Source organism: Ktedonobacter sp. SOSP1-52 (genome assembly GCF_016587395.1).
The window spans coordinates 1332756-1353735 of record NZ_BNJH01000002.1; the positions used below are offsets into that span (position 1 = coordinate 1332756).

At 45.2% G+C, this 20980-nt stretch carries 6 protein-coding genes; 3 read left to right on the plus strand and 3 right to left on the minus strand.

Annotation, left to right across the window (positions count from 1 at the left end):
- Nucleotides 1–227 precede the first annotated feature (227 nt).
- Together JMJ16_RS21295 and JMJ16_RS21300 are read left to right on the plus strand one after the other, a co-directional pair.
- Nucleotides 228–3824 (plus strand): hypothetical protein, encoded by a 3597-nt coding sequence (locus JMJ16_RS21295; RefSeq protein WP_201384794.1) that lies wholly within the window; start codon nt 228–230, stop codon nt 3822–3824.
- Between the two features lie 14 nt (nt 3825–3838).
- Nucleotides 3839–6208, plus strand: coding sequence for a hypothetical protein (locus JMJ16_RS21300; RefSeq protein WP_201384795.1), 2370 nt, complete (start codon nt 3839–3841; stop codon nt 6206–6208).
- Between the two features lie 354 nt (nt 6209–6562).
- Here JMJ16_RS21300 and JMJ16_RS21305 read toward each other — a convergent pair whose 3' ends face one another.
- On the minus strand, nt 6563–8245 hold the full coding sequence (locus JMJ16_RS21305; protein WP_201384797.1) for a hypothetical protein: 1683 nt from the start codon (nt 8243–8245) through the stop codon (nt 6563–6565).
- Nucleotides 8246–8674: 429 nt separating this feature from the next.
- Here JMJ16_RS21305 and JMJ16_RS21310 point away from each other — a divergent pair, with 429 nt between their 5' ends.
- Nucleotides 8675–12919 carry an NACHT domain-containing NTPase gene (locus tag JMJ16_RS21310; protein WP_201384799.1) on the plus strand — a complete coding sequence of 1415 codons (4245 nt, stop codon included), beginning with the start codon at nt 8675–8677 and terminating at the stop codon, nt 12917–12919.
- A gap of 792 nt (nt 12920–13711) precedes the next feature.
- On the opposite strand, the gene JMJ16_RS21315 is transcribed toward JMJ16_RS21310, so the two are convergent.
- Nucleotides 13712–17926 (minus strand): NACHT domain-containing protein, encoded by a 4215-nt coding sequence (locus tag JMJ16_RS21315; RefSeq protein ID WP_201384801.1) that lies wholly within the window; start codon nt 17924–17926, stop codon nt 13712–13714.
- A gap of 1388 nt (nt 17927–19314) precedes the next feature.
- A complete protein-coding gene (locus tag JMJ16_RS21320; protein WP_201384803.1) occupies nt 19315–20967 on the minus strand; it encodes an MDR family MFS transporter in 1653 nt (550 codons plus the stop codon).
- Nucleotides 20968–20980 lie beyond the last annotated feature (13 nt).

Below are 20980 nucleotides of genomic sequence, written 5' to 3' on the forward strand. Positions count from 1 at the left end.
TCAATACTACGACTTTCATAAGCTAACATCAAGAAACTTCAAACTTTAGCAGTAGAGAAACGGAAGAAGGTAAAAAAATCACTATGATTAAGCATTACTTGCGTTTTGCTCCTAGTTAATATTTAACCATTCTAATACATTATATTTACACACAACAAAAACAAATATATAATTTTTGTACTTTTAATCCTTTTGCTCATTTTACTTACTTTCACATGAGGTACACTATGCTTGCTTTTAATGGCGATCAACCAGGATACGAACAATTTTATATCCCCGCAATTAGGAAACATGCTACAGGCTTAAAGCTAGCACCTGGCGGCACTGGGTTGGGGAAAACAAGTGTTATTGACAAGGTCATTCATGTTCCGGACTTTTCACAGCGGAAATTTATATACTTCGCGAATCTCAAACAACTTGTCGAGGATGTGGGGCATTTTGAACATTCCATTATTCTTCATAGTGATCGAGATACGGTTTTCTTTACTTTGCGCGATAAAAAACAAGCTTTTTACGAACTGTTTCATGATGAGGCACACTTTCGAGTCCCTATCTTGCAATGGAATCAACGTCACCGCAATATGAAAGTGGATTTAACCAAAGTAAAGCGTGCATGCCAAGCGTATGAAGAGATACTCACCGAGCATACCAGTATTCCCTCATCTATTGAGGAGCAAATGAGTGATCATGCCCGCACAATTATGCATTGCTTCCAGGCAGCAGTACTTGGGACGAAGACAAAACGGGGAAATAATGCTTCCTACCTTTTTCTCCTCGATCATCCAATCATTCAAACGTTATTTCCTTTTATTGCCTTTAAACGGCGTCCTGAGATTCGTCTCATCGCGCTCACGGTTCAAAAAGCATATTATGGCTTCTTTGATGGGTCAAAGAAGATAAATTTGGGAACACTGACAGAAGATGATGGTGGCTATATTCTCTTTTTGGACGAATTTGATTACCTGGAAAACACTCTTGCACATTTAATTTGTGAATCTGCACAAATTACCAATCCCTTTCATTTTGTCCAGCTCTTTTTCCATGCAATGGAAACCCACAAACTGCCTCATGGCACCTATCCCAGTTCAACAGAACTGAGGGAACAACTGATTTTGATCGGGCAAGTGATCAAGGACCTCCGAGAGGAAACGAAGTTACGATACCCCGACATTTATCAATTTACCGGAAATATTTTTGAAGATCATGAGAAGGCAGGAAACAAGCACCCTTCTCATGTTATCTTTCGTACTCAACATATCGTGCGAACTGCTTCTCAATATGTGCTTCAAACAGAGCGTTCATTCGAACTTCATTCTGGCCCAATTGCTGAAGAGGAAGATTTAGAAGAGGAAGAGCAGCGCAAGGCCCTTTCAGCCCTCAGACTTTTTAGCGCCGTGAGCCATGCGAGCGAGCTGATTATTCAGTTCTTTCGAGCATTACGATCTAGCAATGATGAGTTAGTGTACCAAGAAATTATGCGCCATTGCTTTCAGGACACTATTTATCCTGAGGAATTGGAACGTATTACGCAATATATTGTGCCTCATCAAGCAGAAGATGGAACAGACTTGGGAGCGCTCCTTGAGCGGGGATATCGCTTGTATGATATCTATGATCCTCAGCAAGTCACGGACGAGGAAGAAGTCGAAGTTCGCCACTATGGTATGCACGTGACACCTGAAGTGATCCTTCGTAGCCTGACCAAAGATAATTTGGTTTTTGGTTTATCTGCTACGGCAGATATTCCCCGTTTTGTGCATCACTTTCACTTGGATTGGATACATCAGAATATAACGGTCCATGAGGCAACACCGGACGACACCATACTATTACGAGAACTGAACCAGCGAAAAGCAGGGAAACGGGGCAACCGTATCACGCTCCACATTGTGCCAGAGTTGAATGCAATCGATGCTGACCAGCATGCCATCTCCCATTATATCCGCCAAGTAGCCAGTGATGAGGATTTTGGCAAAGATTCTTCTGGATATCTCAAGCATCGTGTAGAACTCTTCTTTTCTGTGCTGTTACAACTTTGCCAACCATCTGTAGTTGAAGAGAATGATGCTAATAATTCGCAAGCGATTGATACTACGCTTCTTTTCTTCAATACCTTTCGTCAGATACACCTTTTGTTTGAACGCTATCCGCAGCCAGAATCTGGTATCTTTTCTATTACCAAGCGTTCACACAGCAATGACCTCGATATTTTTGAGATAGCAATCAAAGGGAGAACATTTCTTGTCGCATTTTATAATGCCAAACAGGGCAATAAAATGCGACAGCTCGCACATGTACAGCACGCATTCGATCAACTCTTCTGGGAAGGCAAGCCTGTTGTCATCGTCACACAATATAAATCTGCGGCCATTGGCATTAACCTCCAATACTGGACATCGCCAGAAAAAGCACAACGCATGGATTTTACCCGCATTGGCCTTCTGGAAACTCCTTACTATTATTTTGGAAATCCTCTTGATGAAGATATGACCGAACCAGAGCGAATTACCTGTTTGAAGGAAAATATCTGGTACTTGGGGAAACTCTATTCAGGAAAACTAATTTCCTTAGGACAATTCCGCCAGATGCTTACTACCATACATGCTTCATCAAGCTGGAACAGTTACTATCACAAACATGCTCGCACGATGTACGACGCTCATCTAAACTCGATGACAAACTTTATTCAGGCTCTAGGTCGTATTGAACGCATTTGGGAAAAAATGCCCGACCAACAAGCGTTGGTTAGCAGAGAAGTTTATCAACACTTTCAGCGCTTTTGTTGTCCTGAGTTTGAGCAATTACGGGAAGATCGTGACGCCTTTATCCCTCACAATTTGCGTCAGATTCTCCAGCAAGTCAGTACTGCACTCCCACAAAAGCAGAGAGAAGCACGACAACTCAAAGATGCTCGTCTCGTCGCTCAGAATCATTACTGCCGAGAGGCTATTCGTCCTTTGCTGACCCGACTAGAGAAGATACGTCAAGGGAACAACGATCTTGAAGCGCGGCAGATATGGCAGCAGATGCGCCAGGCCGTACTTAAGCACGACTATTCCAATCCTGTGCTTCAACACTATGCATGTGTTGTTGAATCACCCTATTATCAGCAAGGGATGCTACTCTTAACACGCGAAAACGAAATTCTTCCTCCTCACATTCTTCTTGCAGATACCTTTCTCTGGGACATGAACCTCCTCTATCGAGTAATTAAGGATAACCTGGTTATCTCAGAGCATTTTCAGTCACAAGGTTATCGTCTAGCATTCCCACCTGCTGGCCGACACTTTCTTACACCTCACTGTTTCCAGGCTATTTTGAAAGGAGCTATTGGCGAAGAAGCCATCACAGCCATTCTCCTCGATGAGGGATTTGCTCTTGAAGAAATTCCACAAATCCTGACTGAAACGGCTGATCTCAAAGTTGCTCGTTATCCCTACTACTTCGATTGCAAGTTTTACAATGAATATACGCTTGGGCGTTTCTCCTTACCCAAAGAGGATCCTGAATGGCATATCAAACTGAACGATGAGGCGTTCCGTGAAAGCGCGCGTAGAAAAGTTGCACGCTTACAAGCGCAGCATGCAGAGCCAATCAAGCTCATCTATCTCAATCTTGTCACTACACAGCCTCGTTCTCTCGGTTATTATGACCTTGATTTCCAAAAGGCAAACCTCGCTGATGCCTCTATCATTGTTGTCCAGGGTATCCTCCAGGGAACAAAACCAAACGATTACCATACTGCCTTTATCCGCTTTCTTCGGGATATCTCGCAAATTGTACCTCTCGGCAAAAATCTTGCAGCAGAAGCTGTAGCAGAGTAAAAAGGAGTATTGATATGTCAGAAAAACGAACAACCACAACAACAACGTTACTTATTACGAAACCCACAGACTTCACCTTGTTAGAGGCAAAATACCAATTGTTGCGATATGAGTTGCCCGACGATTTGCGTTGGAAATTCAAAAATGCGAAAAAGCCCTCAGAGATGTGGGCAAGTATGCAAAATAGTTTGCAGGCCCAAATCAATTCTCCCTATCGGGTTTTCACCCATGATCGGCTAGATGGTAGAGCTTATCACAAGTGGGTCATCTATGTGCTTGCTCCTCGCCATACTTCACCTCAACCTATTACATTACCTCTCTGGAGTAATGGCGCACTACCATACAAACCTATAAAATTTACCAATCTAGCTTTTCATATGGTCATCAAACTGTTACAAGTTGCTCAGATGCATGGGAATCAGGCGGGACGCTTTACTGGTCAAGGGCGCTGTTATGTGCATGCAAAGCTTAAGACGAAAAGCTCCCATATCTGTGTGCAACTTGACTTGCATGAGGATATTCTTACGCAAGAGGAAGATTCGATACGCCAATTTAAAGTAGAGGCACAAGCAAAGCTTTTTCAACGCTGCTCTGCAAATGAGTATCTTTCTTATCATGAGACTTATTTTTGCAAAAGGAATGCCGCTGATAGTGCCGTCTATTTTCTCCAAATGAAGCTAGATGAAATCAAACGCCTAAAAGAAGAGAATGGTGTTTTCTATAAGATAGGAACAATACCAGGAAAAAAGACGACTCTCGCCTTTCACGATCTCAATCACATAGAGGAGAGTACCGGCAAAATCTTGGCTGATTTTATTCGCGATTTCCGCCAATTCCTGGCACATTGCGGCATCAAGAGCCAGTCCCAGACACGCACGTTCACCGAATATGTCCCTCCAAAAGAGGAAGAGTTGAGTCTGAAGAACACACCGTTTCAACCTGTCTATGTCTTCGACAATCGGAAAAATAAAACGCTCCCATTACATACCTATCTTCAACTCTTCGAGAATATGCGACCCGATATGCATTTTCTTGGCATCGATGACCTCTCTCAAGTTCAACGGCCCGTGCTGGTGCTTCAAGATTATCAGCAGAAGGATTTTCTTGATAAAGGGATATTTGCAGGGGAAGCTGATCCTTATCAGGAACTATACCGTAAATACCGCAATTTACCAAAGCAAGCTTTCAATATCAATCTTCTGGAGGCGCAAGACCTAGATGTCGATGAGTATTTATCCTATACTCTACCAGACCAGAATCAACTCAAGCATAAACTAGGTACGTCACTCCTGCAACTCGCATTGAAGGCAATTCTCTACTCAGACAAACCATTATCAGGATGTTTACCCTTTTTCCCAGAAAATCTGATGTACGTGTGCAAGCGACGCAATATCGCTGGACTCGCTCAACCATTTGAAACAATGATGTACGTAGAAGATGACCACCTCCGTTTTCTAGACCTGCGTGATCCAGAGCAACGGATACAGGCACAAGAGCGATGTCTGCGGCTAGGAGTTGATTGGTTTGAGTGTTCAGAGCAAATGATTTATAAATATAAACGAGAGGAGAGACCTCAAGACGAGCGAGCGCTGCCCAACTACCATGTGATTATCGGTCCCAACCTTTTTGTTGAAATCGAAAATTGTAAAGAGCGTGTGCTCTACGATTACGATGAAATTGTCAGGCGTCAAGATGAGGCAAAAACGTTGCTCCCTGTAGAAATGTTCAAGTTGCTACCCCATTATGACACTGTGAAGAATGAGGGTTATCTCAGCTTAGAAGAACTTCAACGACGTGGTCTTCTTCAGAGGAAAAAACCTGAAGGCAAAACAGAGATAGCTTCTTTACATTTTTATGCTCAACTCGAAAGATACGATGCCTATCTAGACGACATCCAACTAGAATATCCCATGCTTTCCTTCCTTCAGCTAACAGACGATGAGATGCCATTTATTGCAATGATTCGTTACATCTTTGAAATCAAGCCGAACAAACATGGTAAATACACAAATCACAAGTTTATCGGATATTATCAGAAACGTAAGTGGTTTCAAAGCGATAAGGCAAAGGATGTGCATATGTACCAAGGGATTTGGTATGACGATGAGCACTGTTACATGGTCGGGGCAACAGAGGGAATGCAATACCAGCAGCCACGCGCCCACCTCATTCGGCGTTTCGACGTTTATCAGGGAGCAGAACATTTTGATATTCAGTCGTTGTTACGGCTGCTCAGTGTCCAATTTGTTCGTTTGAATCAATATACTGTATACCCCTATCCGTTTCATCTTATTGATCTCTTTGTGGAAAATATCCTTCTCTTTAAAGAAGGGCAAGCAAGCAAAGAAAGATTAGCGATTGTGGGAACACCTGGAAACGAATAACATAACTGCTATATAGTGCGTTGTATATGTCTTGTAGCAATTCAATGATCTTGACCCAGAAAGGTAGTTCTCCATCATTTTCTATGCTCCTATAATAGGAGCAGTGTTCCAGAGTGGTAGCGAGATTAATTTCGTGCATGCAACACTAATCACGATGCTTAGAGGAATCCCTGCCACTCTCGGGGCTGCCCTCGTCTAAACAGTATCAAGTGGTTCAAACCACATACTATAAGCACAGATAAGAGACCTGCTGGAACGAAACTATCGCGGCCCAGAGAAGCTATATACTGTGCTAAACACAACTAGCGTTTTGTCTCGTCATGGAAAAATATGCGAGGCTTTCAATTGCTCAGTTTATTTTAAGCTGTTTTCTTCATTCCTTTTACGCACTATTATCGTTGCTCTTCCATCTCTCGCTAGCCAAACTGTAATTCCAAGTAAAGCATCATTATTGGGATTAGGATAAGGAAATTCATCCCATGACTCCCCAAGGAAAAACTCTTCTTTCCCATCTGCTTGAAAATATTCCCTACGCCAGGTAACACTCCTAGCATATGAAGGACGCAATTGCCGAATACATAACTCAACATACTCTTTGAGGATGGCATAATCCATCTGTGTAGACAAAATGCGAATGGCAATAGTAAAACGATCTTCGCGTTGAACAGAACCAAAAATATAATCATCCTTAAGCTGGGTACCTATCAGTAACTTACCTGTTTCCTTGTCTTCTTTGACAAATTCTGTGAGTGTCTCAAAGTTTATCTCTTCAGATTTCCTAGATGAGAGTAACATATACCTCTCCACTTGTGCTTCCCTTGGTTCATTATTTGTTCTTGGCCCACTATCTTCCTTGTTTGATAAAGACAAATTTTTTGGTCGAATGGTATCTGCAAATTGCGTTGCATCGCGTGGATCTGGCATTTCTGTTCTTAATACAACCTCTTGTTTGACTCTTTGTGACCTAAACTGAGCCAGCTTAAAGTCCTCAAGAACATCGTTTAAAATATCTTGCAAGTCTTCTGGAGTAATTTTTCTCAAGCTTTCTGTCTCAATTTCAGCATGTGTGAGCCTTTGTGAAACAGCGGCTTCTATTAATGTAACAGCCATAAATACTAACGTGGAAGCCATATTTTCAAGAGGGGAGTTTGGAATACGCTGAATGAATGCATTTAAAAACGCTCCAAAAATTTGATCATTCCCTGACCATATAGCTCTTTGCACCGAGCGATAATGAGCAAGAAATTGTGTGAGATTTTTATCAAGGACACCTCCCTTTGCTACTTTTTCTTGATGAAGCACGCTAATAACATTAGCTGGAGATGAAGCAACCTGGCTCTTCATGCACGTCTCGCAAGTAACTTTTGGAGAGCACTCAATTCTCTTTGCAAACTGAACACTATTGCGGCATGAGCCAATGATCCGGGCATCTGGGATAGCGCTCACCAAGACGTTTTTCGTAACAGCCATTGAGGAAATGCCTAGAGGAATCTGTTGTTTAATTTTGATTCGCGAACCTGCCCGTGCCTGTGCTAATTGTATAGTTTCTACCTGATCTTTACCCTTTTTGCGAAACTCCCGTATTTCCTGGCATAAATCATAGACTCCACTGCGAGAATTAATATTATGTACATCTTCGACACGTCCTTTGCATTCAAGGATATGAGCCATCTCAGCAGTACCAGTCGTTTGTATGAGGACAAAGTCGGGCATCTTCCCTTCAGTGATTTCAAGCAACCGAATAAGCTCAATATCTCCTCCTAACTCTTGGCAAAATAGCATAATGCCTATTAACTCACCAAGAGTGGATGCAAGCAAATCCTGTTTTTCTGGATGCAGATTGGTTAATTTGCCATTTAAAATATCGATCAAGCTATCAAATAAAATCCAGCGTGCGGGTTCGGTCATACGTCGACCGACAAGCGCCGACAGAATGTAGAGAGATCCTGGAGTAATGGTAATATATCTAGGTTTGGCTTGCTGAATCTCTTTTGCTTGCTCGCCTAACAATCTATCAGTAAAGCCACGTATCGACAAACGAAAGGGCATCTGGAAGGGTGAAGTCCAAAGCGTAATCCTCGGAGCGCTCAATTTCTACCTCGATATCTTGTTTTAAGTGTGTTTCAATTGACGTTTGTATGCCAGGAGCTTCCGATCATATCATTTTGAGGCCTGTAATGAGTAGGGGTACCGTATAGCACAAAACAGACATTCGAAGTGAGCAATGATGAACTACATTATAGCATCCTATGCCCAAAGATTGCGGTCTTTTCTCCCTCAAAACTCAATAACTGCACCTTTAACAGGCGAGTCAAAACCCGAAAAGCAGTAAGGGGTGTTCAGGACCTAGATTCGTTGAACTATCGATTCCTTCTCCTCATTCCCTATTTTTTTGCCGAAACTTGCATGCATACGAGCCAATAAGCGATAATCATTCTTAAGAAGAACATTGTTGAGGGCAAGAAATTGAAGCAGCTATATCCTTGGAGGCGGTTTTGGTTTCCAAGAGGGACGACCATTGATCAGACGGATAGAGGATATCTACGCGATCCTGAATCACAATTGGGAAAACTCACGCAACCTCATGTGGCATCACTACATGATCTTTTGGATCGTGCATGCATTATCTTGTTGGGTGAACCTGGAAGTGGGAAAACGGAGACCCTACGAGCAGAACGACAACAAATAGCTATCGAGATCAAAAAGCGTAATGATGATATTCTCTCTCTAGATCTACGTTCCTATGGGAGTGAAGATCGTTTGGTCCATTCCCTTTTTGAGTCACCCACCCTTGCTTCATGGAGGGAAGGAGACTATCGTCTTCACCTCTTTCTTGATAGTTTTGATGAGTGCCTTCTTCGAATCGACACCCTTGCCGCACTGCTCGTTGACGAACTTCAACACTTCCCCATTGAGCGCCTTTCATTGCGCATCGCCTGTCGAACTGCTGTCTGGCCTTCCAGTTTTGAACAAGAACTTTGTCTCCTATGGGAACGTCATCATGAAAAGGTACATGTCTACGAGCTTGCTTCACTTCGCCAGAGAGATGTCATCGAAGCCGCTCGTCACAATGGTATAAATGATCCTCAGACGTTTCTCAAAGAGATCGAGCGAAGAAATGCCGTACCATTTGCTCTAAAACCCATCACTCTCAATTTTCTTCTGAAAGCGTATAATCGGACAGGAACACTGCCTTCCTCCCAGGAGGAGTTGTATCACCAAGGCTGTCTTGCCCTTTGCTCCGAGATCAATCCGAACCGTCTCGCTGCTCATCGAACCGGAACACTCACTCCCGAAGAGCGCATGGCTGTTGCAGCTCGCATTGCCGCCATCATGGTATTCACGAATACATCAGCCGTGTGGAAGAGTCAGGATCAATCCGATATGTCTGAAGCCGACCTCGGAATCCATGAACTCGACGGGAGCAAGGAGAAGGCGAAGGGAAAGCAGTTTCCGGTAACGCTAGCAGGCATCGAAGAAGTTCTCGACACTGGCCTCTTCACCTCACGTGGACTTTCCCGAATCGGATGGGTACACAAGACGTATGCGGAGTATTTGGCCGCCCACTATTTGGTACAGCATCAGGTAAATCTCCTACAAGTCACAAGCCTTATCATTCACCCTGATGATCCCGAAAGGAAAATTGTTCCTCAATTGTATGAAACGACAGCATGGCTTGCGGCAATGCAGCCTGATTTGTTTCGAGAACTGCTCAAGAAGGACCCCAATGTCCTCCTCTCAAGTGCTGTGATTGCTACAGATGAACAAGGACGAATGGATTTTGTCGCAGCCTTGTTACAGTTAGGAGATGAAGAATGCACACTTGCTCTTTCTCGTCATTCCAGACAACTGTATGCAAAACTCACGCACCCTCAGCTTGAACAGCAACTTCGACCCTATCTGAGGGACCAGACCCAAACGCTTCCAACACGACTCCTCGCCATTCATATCGCTGAGGCGTGTGAAGTCCGATCTCTACAACAGGACTTAGCGACAGTGGCCTTAGATTCATCAGAGCCACCCTCAATACGAGAAGGCGCAGCACATGCAGTCGTTCATATTGGAGATGCTACTATAAAGGTGCAACTCAAATTGCTCTTGCAGCAAAGTCAGGAGGACGATGGAAATGACCAATTGAAAGGATATGGACTCCAAGCTGCATGGCCAGAACATATGACACTACCAGAACTCCTCAATGTACTCACTCAGCCCCAAAAGGAAAACTTTTTCGGAGCATACCAGTACTTCTTAATATCTCTCGCCTCACACAAGTTTAGGGCAACGGATTTACCAGTTGCGTTGGTATGGACAGAACAGCACCAAAACACCGACCCAGGGATTCCCTCTCAAGATGCTCTCAGCACATTTCGAGACGCGATTATGATACAGTCCTGGGATCATCTCGATATGCCAGAAGTCCTTCATGGATTCTCTAGAACACTGTTTGTCAGCTTCAAACACTATCATCCATGGCTTGAGACACATGAAAACAATGATGTCTTCCTCACGCGCGTCAGGCAAGAGCATCAAAAGCGTCGTCGCGTTCTTGTATCCTTGTTCCACTTGATGTTAGATGGGCAAAGTGATTCAATCGAACTCTTGAGTTGTAGACCACCGCTCGTCTTTGAGCAAGATGTCTATTGGTTGCTTGATATATTTGGCAGGACTAATGAATTTAAAGAAATACAGCCTGTAATGGCACAACTTCTCTGGAGAATTGCTGATATCAACAATACAGAACAAACGGAGGCGCTTCTTTTTGCTTGTGAGAGAACGCCAATCCTGGCCGCTGCATTCGCTCCACTTCTTCTCCCTGTAGATCTGAACTCTCCAGAGGCACAACACATGAAAGAAGAGTATCAGCGATCTCAAAAATGGCAGGCAATCAAAGATGCACAGGAACAACGAACTACATCCACTCCGAGAGAACGTATTTCTTCACTCCTTCAAGACTGTGAACTAACGGATATTGCTTTATGGCAACAGCTTATTTACGAGCTTACCTATCGACCAGATGGAAGTCCTTATCAAGACCCCTGGGATCGTAAAACATTTCCGGGGTGGAACGAGGTCGATCTGCCCCTTCAAAAGCAACTGCTCGAAACTGCAACAACATACCTTCATCAGCATGTTCCTGCTCATAAATGGAGGGAGGATAGCGAACTCCCCTATGAAGCATGGGCCATTTACAAATCATTACAATTGCTCTGTCAAGAGACTCCTCAGGTGATTTTCCTTTTCCCTCTTTCAGTATGGCAACGCGTATTACCAGCATTCCTTTGGCTAAGTGATCCTCACACGGTCACGATTGATTACAAACTACTTACAATAGCACATAATATGGCTTCCACAACGGTAGTGGAATCTATACTCCTTTTGATTGATGTTAAAGACAAAAGAGGGGAACAGATCGATATCCTCTCTAAGATAGAACTCTGTTGGGGCGATGAACTTGCTCAGGCTCTGCTGGAGAAAGCACAGGATCAATCAATGTCCTTAGAAAACTTAGGCCTCCTCCTTCGTACACTGCTGACTCATCAGATGATGCAAGCACAGGCCTTGGCAACGTCGCTCATACCCGTCCCTCTCCCCAATGACCAAGAAAGACGGGCAAAAGCACTTGTAGCGGCACACGCGCTTCTGACCTCTGCTCAGGACGCTGGATGGTCTCACCTATGGCCTCTCCTTCAAACGGATGCAGATTTTGGCCAGCAGCTCCTCTCACGTGGCATTTCTAATCCCAACTTTGCTGGTATGACCGAACACCAGGTCGCTGACCTCTACATTTGGTTGGTTCGCCAACGCTCTCCCAAAAATGATTCAACACAGGTCGCTGGCTTTGTCACAACAGCAGATCGCTTATCTATGCTCAGAAACACTATCTTGACCTATTTGCAGCGGCGAGGTACATTCATTGCATGTGAAGCCATTCACTACATTATGCAAGAACTGCCAGAACCAGCACCGGATCTTCCCTATATGCCGTGGGTCTTGCGAGAGGCGCAAATAATAGCACGTCAAAGCACCTGGATACCTCTTAGAGCGGAAGAGTTGCTCCAGGTCATCCGATCACAAGAGACACGTTTGGTCCACAATGGAGATCATCTCCTTGACGTCTTGATTGAATCGTTACAGCGGCTCGAAGCAAAATTACAAGGAGAAACCCCAGCCGCGATTGACCTTTGGAATGATCCAACAGACAAACAGGCAAAGAAGAGGATCTATACACCTAAAGATGAAAACCAGTTTTCCGATTATGTGAAACGTCATCTGGATGAGGATTTAGTACGACGAGGAGTGATTGCCAACCGAGAAGTGGAGCTACGTTCTGGTACAGGATCATCTGCCGGCGAGCGAACAGATATTCATGTTGATGCGCTAGTGAGGCAATCTTCTTCCTTTCAGGAAGTATACGATGTGATCACAGTTATCATTGAAGTGAAAGGATGTTGGCATAAAGAACTTAAGCAGGCTATGCAAACACAACTTGTAGACCGCTACCTCAAGGAGAATCGCTCTTGTCAACATGGCCTCTATCTCGTTGGCTGGTTTCTATGCGAACAGTGGGATGAGACTGTTGATTACAGAAAAAAACAGAGTCCCAAATTCAGCTTAAATGAAGCACGTCGTTTCTTTCTTCAACAGTCAGAGGCTCTTTCACAAGCAGACATTCAGGTCAAAGCCTACGTAATGAATACAGCACTCCGCTAGGAGGAACTTACCCTGTAGCGATTAAAATTACTTCCTGTCAAACAGGTACTCTTGTGTGCTTCAAAATGGAAGAGGCATAATTTAACGTCATTCTTATTTTGTGGAGACTGAGAACAGAAGAGGACCTTTCCCCAAGGAAGGGATATGTGTTGAACAAGGAAATATGCAATCGTCACTGTGGTATTTTTTCTCAATTGAAGCTTCACCAAGTTGATACGAAAAAAGAGGTGGAAGTGACATGATATCATTTCAACCTCTTCTTCTTGTCTCTTCTGATTAGATTGAGGCCACGATTTCCTTTTCTCTCCAACAATTCATGTATGTTACTGAGCAGGTTCTCTAATTTGGGAGATTCTATAAACCCAAGGTCATCAAGACGGAACTGTCGCTATTGTTCAGATTTGCCCACTTTCCACGATCACATCATTTGCAACATTCGCGATAGTGCGAAGGAGTAAACAGGAGAGGAAATAACTGCCACCTTCCTGTTTTGTATTATACGGCAATGCCCAGCAGCTTGGTCTATTCGGGCGACAGCTGAATTAGGTGTTGAGTCACTTTGGGTTGTATCAAAGAAAGTTACTAGCGTCTCTGTCTCGGTGCGCATATGCTTCTGTATCAGAATCCTATACAGTAACATTCCTCCCTTTGTTCTACTGCTTTCGGATATGGCCAACATTTCTGCAAAGATAGTTGTTCGCATAGCCTACTGACAATAGCAATTGGGCAATATTGGCTTGTTGAAAAACTCTGTAGTAACACCAAAAAGGTGCGAATTAGCTTCTTCCTGTGCTACTCAGATGACTCTATTACTGAAACAGTCTGGGTATTGTCCAATTCATGAAATCTCGGAATAAAACGCTGAAGCATTGTATATATTTGATTCCGTGCTTGCAGTGGTACAAGCTCTTGGTTAACCAACTCGATTAATGTTGGGATGTCGTGTATTGCTACGGGTTTAGGACTGCTCCAATGTTCGCTAAGGAGAACCCTGGCCTCTTGTTCTGCTTGCAAGGTAGGCACAATCTGTATAATGTGTGCTGTTCGAGACCATGACCAGCTATCTATGAACTGAAGCAATTTGACCAGTGCACTTCGTCGCTGTTCAAGAGAGAGCGTCGTGTCCTCTGTAATACGCACTAACAATTGCCAAGCCTTATCGTTTGCCCATGTTTTTTTGCGAAACTGTAGTAAGGTAACAGCCAAAGAGAGGGCTTGCTCGACAGAAAGATCAACGCTCTCCGCATAGCTCCTCAACCACTTTATGAGAACCGCCTGCTGGATCTCGAATAAACGTTTGCGACTAGAAGGTAGGGATAGCCTATCTAGGCTATCATTGCGTATAAGCTGAGCAATTTTGCTAGCATGCTCGATTGACATATCAGATCGCTGCATGATCTGCAAGAGGAGAAGCGTTAGCAAGAACAAAATTTTTCTACTAACATTCTTCTTCCAGAGCATGTGAAGTGTTTGATATGCTTGCTCAATTGTTATATCTTGATGCAAAGAGTAGAAGATGAGCAAGGCAGCTGTTAATTCTCTCTTCACTTCATCTACTTGAAAACTATGGTAATAGTCTTGTGCTGCTTGGAACGCTTGTCCCCTTGGCATATTTGAACATTGTTCATAGCTTTTTAAAAGGTGATACTCTAAAGGCACATCTCGATCCAGAAATAGGTGACGCACAAATTCAACAATTTTTTTGTCTGATAAACGAGGATGATAAAAGCGGTCCAATTTTTGGACAAGGGCTTGGTCCTTCTGTGACCTACTAAACCGTAAAATTCTTAGAGCGCTGTCTATGAGCATTTCAACTGAAAGATCAGGACGTTGAGCCAAAGACTCTAGCATCCCATAGAATAATTGCTCTGGCATACCGTGGAGCTGTTGCTCCAGCTCGCTTCCAGACTTGAGGTGGTTGTAAAATCTTTCGATCTCATCAATAATATCCTCAACTGAAAGATCAGATCGATGGATCAACACTGTCAGCGATTGGGCGATTTGTTGCCACATCTCGTTATCAATAGTAATTTTCTGATAGAAGCTCAATATTATTCCCAACGCTTGTTTGGGAGGAATAGCAGGATACGGCGCTAACTCCACCAATAGTTGAAAAGCAACATACTGCTCTGGAGATGCTGCCAAGCTGAGATTGAAAAGCCATTGCGCCACTTCAAATCTCTTCGCTGGTGGTAGTTGCGGATAGTTAGTAAGCTTCATTAGCAAGTATACAAGACAATAATCCTTTTTACGCTGATTTATACCTCTTGTCGTATATCCTACAAAGGAAATTGCATTGACCAAGTCAGGGCGCTGAATAATTTCCTCCAGCAAGTCCAAAAATTCCTGCTTGTCTTGCTGCACACTATCATCAGTACAAAACGTGAGTGCTATCCTCATCACGATATCTGTATCTAGCTTTTGCTTTTGCTTGGTCAGTTCACATAAACCAGCTAGAGCTGTCTCACTATACTGTTGCGTATTTAAGAGCGAATCCAGCAGTTCTATAGCTTGACGTCGCTGGGACACGAATAAAGATTGAATCGTCAGGTCAACCAAATCTGCTACGACTTTTTGTGCTAGTTCTTGCTGTACAACAATCTCTTCAACTAGACAAGAGCCAACGAAAAAGAGCGCCTGTTGCAAGATATCATTGTGAATGCTGCGAGGACTCATGATCCTTTCTTGCTTGACACTTTCTAACACCTTAGTAGCAGGCCTGGTATTAAGCTTACCAAGAAGCAGCAAAATCACTTCATGCCAGTGTGGATCATGCAGATGCTTTTGCAAGAAATCCTCGATGACTTTAAGGCTGACATCCTCCTGAAACTGGTCAAAGATCCAGAAGGCGGCAAAGTACTCTTGAAAGGTGCGATGAATGAAGCCGTAGAGGAGTTCACCATCGCTGCCAGTACCGCGTTCTACAATCAGGCCTGCCTCTTCGAGCATCAGGTCGCAGAATCGCTTAGCTTCTCTTTGTCGCTCGTTGCTATCTGCAATTACTTTGCGCTTCGCCAAAAAATTTTCAATGATTTGCAACAGAAACGTTTGAGGGACATCATTATCGCCCTCTTCTAGGACAAGTTTCTTTTCTGTTCCCAGCTCATACACCTGCTGTGCCCGCTCATGGAGGATAAAGCCAAGGTACGCGACACAGGCATACTGCTCATCCTTACCCATTTTCATATCTCTCCAACGTCCATCGGTACCACGTAAGCGAGCCCATGTATCTAGTAACAGTGCAGCGCAGCGATCATAGACGCGAACTCGTTTGTCGGGAAGGCGCTCATAGCGATGCAGGGCAGTAATGACTGTTAAGAGGAGCGGATTCTCGGCCAGTTTACGTAATCGTAGGTTTGTCTTTAATGTGTCAGAGATTTCTTTAAGCTCTCGCTGATCATCTTGCGATAAGGACGGGAGTTTGAGGACATGATGGTACCAGTTATTTAGAAACTGTTCAATTTGCTGTTCATTGAAGTTTTGCACTTGTGTACGAACAAATCGGAGATCTGTACAAGGCGCCAGGTCATATCCAACAGGACGTGAAGTTACTAGTACACGATTACCAGGGTAATCTATCATAAGCTGTTCGATTTCCTGAACGAGTAAATTTCGCTCATTGAGAGTGGCTGCTTCATCAAGACCGTCAAAGATCAGGAGCATAGCACCACGTTTCAACAAGATTTCGAACATTTGCTCATTTACTCCTACACCTTCTCGCTCTAGAAGCACATCTATTGTGTAAGAAAGAAAGGTATAGTTGGGCGTGCGCCGACGTTCTTCGCTATACCGACGCAGTTCAATACGCAGCGGGAGGGGCTTTCCTGGCAGTAATGAGAGAGCATCAGAGATGGCAGGCAGGTTAGCAGCGGCATGGCTCCAAGCAAGATGGCGCGCTGAGGTTGACTTGCCTGATCCAGGCCCACCGAGCAGAACGATATACGGATTGTTTATGAGCGCATCCAGAAGAGAGCCTTCCCATGCCTTCTTGGTAGCCTGATCTTCAATCGACACACGCAAGGGCACAAACGTTGTATTAAGTTCGGGGTCTGTTGTATTACGGTCTTTAGGCACGACGCCGAGGAGCTTGAGGTTGTGAAGTGTTTTTTCTATGTAGGTTGTGTACGTTCCGAGGTCTTGTTCAAACTGATCAGGAGCATAGTTTGGTGCTAATTCGCTATATGCGCGAAGTGCTCTCACTATATTTATCGGGTCGCGATATGATCCGGCTCGGTCACGCTGATGCACAACTTCTCCCGATGATGACCTCAACGAAAAATCACTAGATATTTCAGCTATGAATGCCTGGAAAAAGCTACGCAGATATGGTTTCATGTCCCTATCAATAGGAGCTTGCGTCAATGCGCTGATAGCAAGGAGACTACTACAGATATCGTTCAGGTTTTCCAGATTCGGTTCCCTGGATATGAATTCACGTACTGCTTCATATCTCAGTTCTCCGCTTAGTGAGGAAGGTTCAGCAAGCAGCGCAAGAAACGTACTATATTGAATATGCTGCTCGAAGCCTTGGAATATCAGTAACCCTTGCTCTGCTGCATTTCTTAGCGCCCGTTCTATAGAATGTAGTAAAAGTTTATCATCCATGGATTGTGGGTGAGATAGCAGTGTTTCTCTGCCCATGAACGGTAGATAAGAAGGCATTCCGGTGTCATCATTCCTAAGAAGTACCGGAAGCAATAAAGGAACCCACAGCGGGGCATTCTTTACAAGATGTGCAACTGCCCCATCAAATGATGAAGCATACTGTACCTGTAAAAGTCCGCTTAATGCTCCCTCCGAAAATCCCAGTGCTTCCTCATATTTCCGTAACAGCTCATGATGAAGCCGTTCTTTTCCATTTTCAACGGCAGAAAGATACCCACGAGAATACGTCAACCGTTCAGCCATCTCTTTGAGCGTGATACCACGTTCCAGGCGCAGCTGTCGTAACTGTGCACCTCCTGTAAACGCATTCGCTCCTTGCGGCAAAATTGGTTTGCGTCCCATAAATTTATAAACTCCAAACAAAAACTCTAAAGTTTTGCCATATTACCAAACAAAAACAGTTGATCACTTTACCGCGATAATGTATTGTTTACAACATGATTTTCTTTAACAAGAACAATCATACAAAAGTTTGGTTTAAATGTCAAATTATTACAGGAAGCAGATCATGAAAAAACAGATTCATCGTGCCAGATTGAAGAAGTCTTCCAAGCGTCAGCATCATTACAAGAATAGCAAGCGTTACGTTTCGTATAAGTGTGCTTGTCAGAAGCCTCACAAAGCAGATAGAGCATCATACATCGCTTCTCTTCTGGGATTAGCGATGTATGTTCTGCTTGCCATAGTTCTGGCGATAGCATGCTTCATTACCCAAAGCTACACAATGCTCCCCATCGTCAATGTTATGGTACACGAACTGGGATACGTTGTGAGGCATATGGCTGAATCGATATATGTCCAAAGGCGCAACCAGAAGAGCGTGGCGAGAGGGGACAGGAATGTCTTGATGCCTCTAAAAAACCAAGTCGAGATAATTGATGGATCGTATTGACAAGCCATTCAGGCCGACTGCGCATGATCGAAGAGGTTGTACGAAGATTGGAGGAGAGAAGCCACAACGGAGAGATACTCCTGTCTCGTCATGCAGCATGATAACCATACAGTACAATAGGAGACTGAATTTGCCCCAATTCAGTAGAAGCCAATAACAAAAGGAAATTTCCTTCTCATAGAGATCGAGGCTGAAGCGATACGATTTCACTTCAGCCTCGATCTCTTAATGACAGGACACAGTTAGATAGTGGCAAGTATTCCTTTCCATCTCAACAACACATGGACATTCTAGTAGCTCCTCTAAACTCTGGAGTTCTAGAAGAATACCTTCATCAAGACGAACTTTATCCCAGTATTGTTCAGATCTGACTGCTTCCCATGACTACAAATTTGCACAACCATGTTCGATGGTCAGAAGCATAAGGTCATGAGCGGTTCGTGCAGCGCTGCCTACATATCCTTTCATCAACCTGATCCTTTTGCGCTTTCAGACCCGAGCATATTCGAGCTAGCACTCGCAGAAGCTGGTTTTTCCGAGGTCATCACTCGTGCTCTTCCTTTTCAGTCCCATTACACTTCGCTCAATGTGTTCCTGCAATTGACAGCCAACAGGTTGACGCCGGTGCAATGGAGCATCTCCGCACACCTGGGCAGTTCCATCTATTGGAGGAGAGGAGGCAGGCATTGAGCCAGTTTGAGGGATCTGATGGCCTGGTGGCCCCGGCAGGACTCTCGCTCGGGCAGAAGGCAAAGAGATGCCCGAGGTCGGCTCGACCAACATGTGAATAACAAGAGGAGATGCCTGCCCCCATGAGGAAGCAGACATCTCCTTCCTGTTAGAGGTGCAGGGGTTCGGGTTTCTCTGTCGATTTTTTGCCGCGCAGGGGAATTTCTTTGAGGAAGACGACGACGAGCAGGCCAGCGCAGAGTAGCAGAGTGCAAAGCAGGAAGATCTGGTGAATGCCCTGGGTAAGGCCGATCTTGACAGCTTGCATGAGCTGGATGTAGAGGTCCTGGCCCGCTGGACCGAGCGCGGAGAGTCCGCCATGGACGCGGTTCTGCATCTGCTCGGAGAGCAGGATCTGAGGGTTGTCGAAAAAATGGAGGGTCCCGGCGGGCAGGACCTCTTTGTTGGCATCGGGGAGGGCGCTATGGAAGGCAGGGAGGTAGCTGGCATTCATGACGGAGCCCATGGCAGCAAGAGCGATAGTGCCGCCAATGGAACGGAAGAAGATCAGCGAGGAGGTAGCCTGACCGATCTTGTGCGGCAGGGCATTCTGCACGATGAGCGTGTAGAGAGACATGCTGGTTCCCATACCCAGACCAAGCATGATCATAGCGAGGAGCACATCACTGTCGCTGGCATTGATATCCAGGCGCATGAGCAGCCAGGAGCCCGCGATACCAATCAGCATGCCACTAATGGCGGCCCACTTGTAGCGCCCGGTGCGGGCTACGAGCTGACCCGAGATGACGCTGCCTACAACTGAGGTCAGCATCAACGGCGTCAGGACGAGGCCGCTACTGGTAGCGGTGGTGCCCACCACGCCCTGGACAAAGAGCGGGATAAAGAAGGTGCTACCAAAGAGCGCCATGCTAAAGATAACCGTGGCGATGGTCGAGATGGTGAAGATGCCATTGCGAAAGAGCGAAGGCTCAATGATAGGCTGTCCGCCCTCGCGTTGCACAATGGACTCATAGAGCACGAAGACACAGCCGACGCAGAGAGCCAGGACGAAGAGTCCCAGGATAATGGGTGAGCTCCAGGCGTACTCCGAGCCAGCCCAGGAGAAACCGAGCAGCAGCGGGAGCGCCGTGGCGATGAGTAATGCCGCGCCCAGGTAGTCAATCTTTGGCTTCTTGCTTGTCTGCTTGAGCGGGGGCATGAGGAAGATCAGCACAAGCATTGCCAATAGACCTATGGGCAGATTGACGTAGAAGACCCAGCGCCAGGTCGTATGCTCGGTAATCCAGCCACCTGCCGTGGGACCAACGATAGAGGAGAGGCCCCAGACCGCGCCCGTGACGCCCTGCCACTTGGCACGCTCACGGGGCGCGAAGAGGTCAGCAACGATGGCGATAGCGATAGGCATAAGTGCACCCGCGCCAATGCCCTGGAAGGCGCGAAAGAGCACAAGCTGATCCATCGTCTGCGCTGCCCCGGAGAGTGCGGAACCAGTCAGAAAGATGACAACACCCACCAGGAAGATGGGTTTACGCCCAAAGATATCTGAAAAATTGCCATAGATCGGCACCATCACCGTCGAGGCCAGGAGATAGGAGGTCGAGACCCAGGTATAGCGGTCGAAGCCTTGCAGATCGGCGATGATTCTAGGCGTAGCAGTAGAGACAATAGTCTGGTCCAGAGACGCCAGGAGCATCACCATGAGGACCGCCAACATGGTCAAGAGGGTCTCGCGGGTGGTGTATTGTGGCTCTTGGTAGGTCTCTTCCTGCCTGGTTTCACGGGGCCTGGAAACAGTAGTCATGGGCTTGTGTCCC

What these genes read in the sequence shown, in the direction of transcription:
- JMJ16_RS21295 (WP_201384794.1), top strand. Translation starts at nt 228, where the DNA reads ATGCTTGCTTTTAATGGCGATCAACCAGGATACGAACAATTTTATATC.
- JMJ16_RS21300 (WP_201384795.1), top strand. Translation starts at nt 3,839, where the DNA reads ATGTCAGAAAAACGAACAACCACAACAACAACGTTACTTATTACGAAA.
- JMJ16_RS21315 (WP_201384801.1), bottom strand. Translation starts at nt 17,926, where the DNA reads ATGGGACGCAAACCAATTTTGCCGCAAGGAGCGAATGCGTTTACAGGA.
- JMJ16_RS21320 (WP_201384803.1), bottom strand. Translation starts at nt 20,967, where the DNA reads ATGACTACTGTTTCCAGGCCCCGTGAAACCAGGCAGGAAGAGACCTAC.